This window comes from Streptomyces sp. NPDC101776, assembly GCF_044766845.1.
GTDB lineage: Bacteria > Actinomycetota > Actinomycetes > Streptomycetales > Streptomycetaceae > Streptomyces.
In genome coordinates this window covers 1-1,841 of record NZ_JBIWMV010000059.1, presented here as the reverse complement: position 1 = coordinate 1,841, position 1,841 = coordinate 1, and the positions used below count along the sequence as shown (strand labels likewise).

Annotated in this window: 2 protein-coding genes; one reads left to right on the top strand and one right to left on the bottom strand. The window is 67.1% G+C overall.

From position 1 onward, the window contains the following. Positions 1–110: 110 nt before the first annotated feature. Positions 111–539 carry an IS200/IS605 family transposase gene (gene tnpA / locus ACIRRY_RS51775; RefSeq protein ID WP_403988138.1) on the bottom strand — a complete coding sequence of 143 codons (429 nt, stop codon included), beginning with the start codon at positions 537–539 and terminating at the stop codon, positions 111–113. 49 nt (positions 540–588) lie between these two features. On the opposite strand from tnpA, the gene ACIRRY_RS51770 reads away from it, so the two are divergent. Next, positions 589–1,803, top strand: a complete 1,215-nt coding sequence (locus tag ACIRRY_RS51770; protein ID WP_403988135.1) for an RNA-guided endonuclease InsQ/TnpB family protein — start codon at positions 589–591, stop codon at positions 1,801–1,803. The last annotated feature ends 38 nt before the right edge of the window (positions 1,804–1,841 follow it).

The window sequence follows — 1,841 nt, the reverse complement described above, 5'->3', positions numbered from 1 at the left end:
GTCCATCCCTTGTTCTTCGCAGGGAATCCCGGCCTTCAGGCCGGGCGGGAATGCGATCCTCGGCCCGGAGGCGCGCAGCGCCGGAGTTCTCTGCGTCTTCGGGGTGACGGTCAGCCAGGGCGTTTCTGGTTGTCGATGTAGTCCTTGACGATGCCCAGTGGTGCGCCGCCGCAGGACGCGGCGAAGTAGGACGGGGACCAGAACACCGATCCCGTGCCGATCTGGTTGATCCGGCCGGTGTACTCCGCCCGCAGGTAGCGGGAGCTGACGCCCTTGAGGGAGTTGACGAGTTTGGACAGGGCGATTTTCGGCGGGTAGTGGACGAGGAGGTGGACGTGATCGCCTTCGCCGTTGAACTCCCGCAGTTCGGCATCGAAGGACTGGCACACGTCCCGCATGATCGCCTCGCAGCGCGTCAGCATGTCGTCGTTGAAGACCTCCCGCCGGTACTTCGTGACGAACACCAAGTGTGCGTGGAGGTTGAAAACTACGTGGTTTCCGCGCCTGATGTCGGGATCTGGTTCCCAGCGTGGTGACATACGCCAAGTGTATTAGGATCGAGTGAACTGACCGGAGGGGGTGGGCTGGATGATCCGTGCGTACAAGTTTCTCCTGCGGCCCACCGTCCGTCAGGCCCAGGCGCTGGCCGAGATGCTGCGGGATCACTGCTCCCTCTACAACGGGGCGTTGCAGGAGCGGCGTGACGCCTGGCGGCACGTTTCGAAGACCAGCGTCACGTACGGCGGTCAGTCGGCGCAGCTCAAGGAGATCCGGGCGTTCGACCCGGAGAGGCAGGGCCGCTGGTCGTTCTCCTCGCAGCAGGCCACCTTGCGCCGTCTCGACAAGGCGTTCGCCGCGTTCTTCCGTCGGGTCACGTCTGGTGAGGCGCCGGGCTATCCGCGCTTTCGCGGGGGGAACTGGTTCGACACGGTGGACTTCCCCAAGGACGGGGACGGCTGCCGGTTCGACTCCACCCCGCACGATGCCGTCACCCGGGTCCGTTTCCAGGGCGTCGGGCATGTGAGGGTCAATCAGCACCGCCCGGTGGCCGGCCGGGTCAAGACCGTGTCGGTCAAGCGCGAGGGCCGTAAGTGGTTCGTCGTGCTGAGCGTTGAGCGGGACCGGCCCGAGCCGCTGCCCGCGACGGGCTCCGCGGTCGGCATCGATCTGGGCATCGCGAACTTCCTCGCCGATTCGAACGGCGCCTTCGTGTCCAATCCGTGCCACGGCCGTCGGGCGGCCGCGAAACTTCAGGCGGCGCAGCAGGCCCTGTCCCGGTTCCCGCGCTGCAAGGCGAAGGACCGGACCGCCAACCACCGGCGTGCGGTTCAGAAGGTCGCCCAGCTGCACGGCAAAGTGAAGCGCAGGCGGCTCGACCACGCCCACAAGACCGCGCTCGGCCTGGTCCGCGCACACGACGTCATCGCGCACGAAGATCTCAAGATCCGCAACATGAGCAAGGCCCCCGCCCCCAGGCCCGACCCCGACCAGCCGGGCGCGTTCCTGCCCAACGGGGCCGCCGCGAAGGCCGGGCTCAGCAAGTCGATCAACGACGCCGGTTGGGGGGTGTTCCTGACGATCCTGCACGCCAAGGCTGAAAGCGCCGGACGGGAAGTGATCGCCGTGAACCCCCGCAACACCTCCCGTACCTGCCCCGAATGCGGGCACACCGCCAAGGAGAACCGGCCCACCCAGGAAAAGTTCCACTGCCTCGCCTGCGGCCACACCGCGCACGCCGACACAGTGGGAGCCACCAACGTTCTACGGGCCGGGCTGGTCCCTCGCAACGCCAACCCGGCGTAACGAGAAACCCCCGGCTTCAGCCGGGGGAGGAGTCACGA

Coding starts and splice junctions, on each gene's coding strand:
- tnpA (WP_403988138.1), bottom strand. CDS start 539: ATGTCACCACGCTGGGAACCAGATCCCGACATCAGGCGCGGAAACCAC.
- ACIRRY_RS51770 (WP_403988135.1), top strand. CDS start 589: ATGATCCGTGCGTACAAGTTTCTCCTGCGGCCCACCGTCCGTCAGGCC.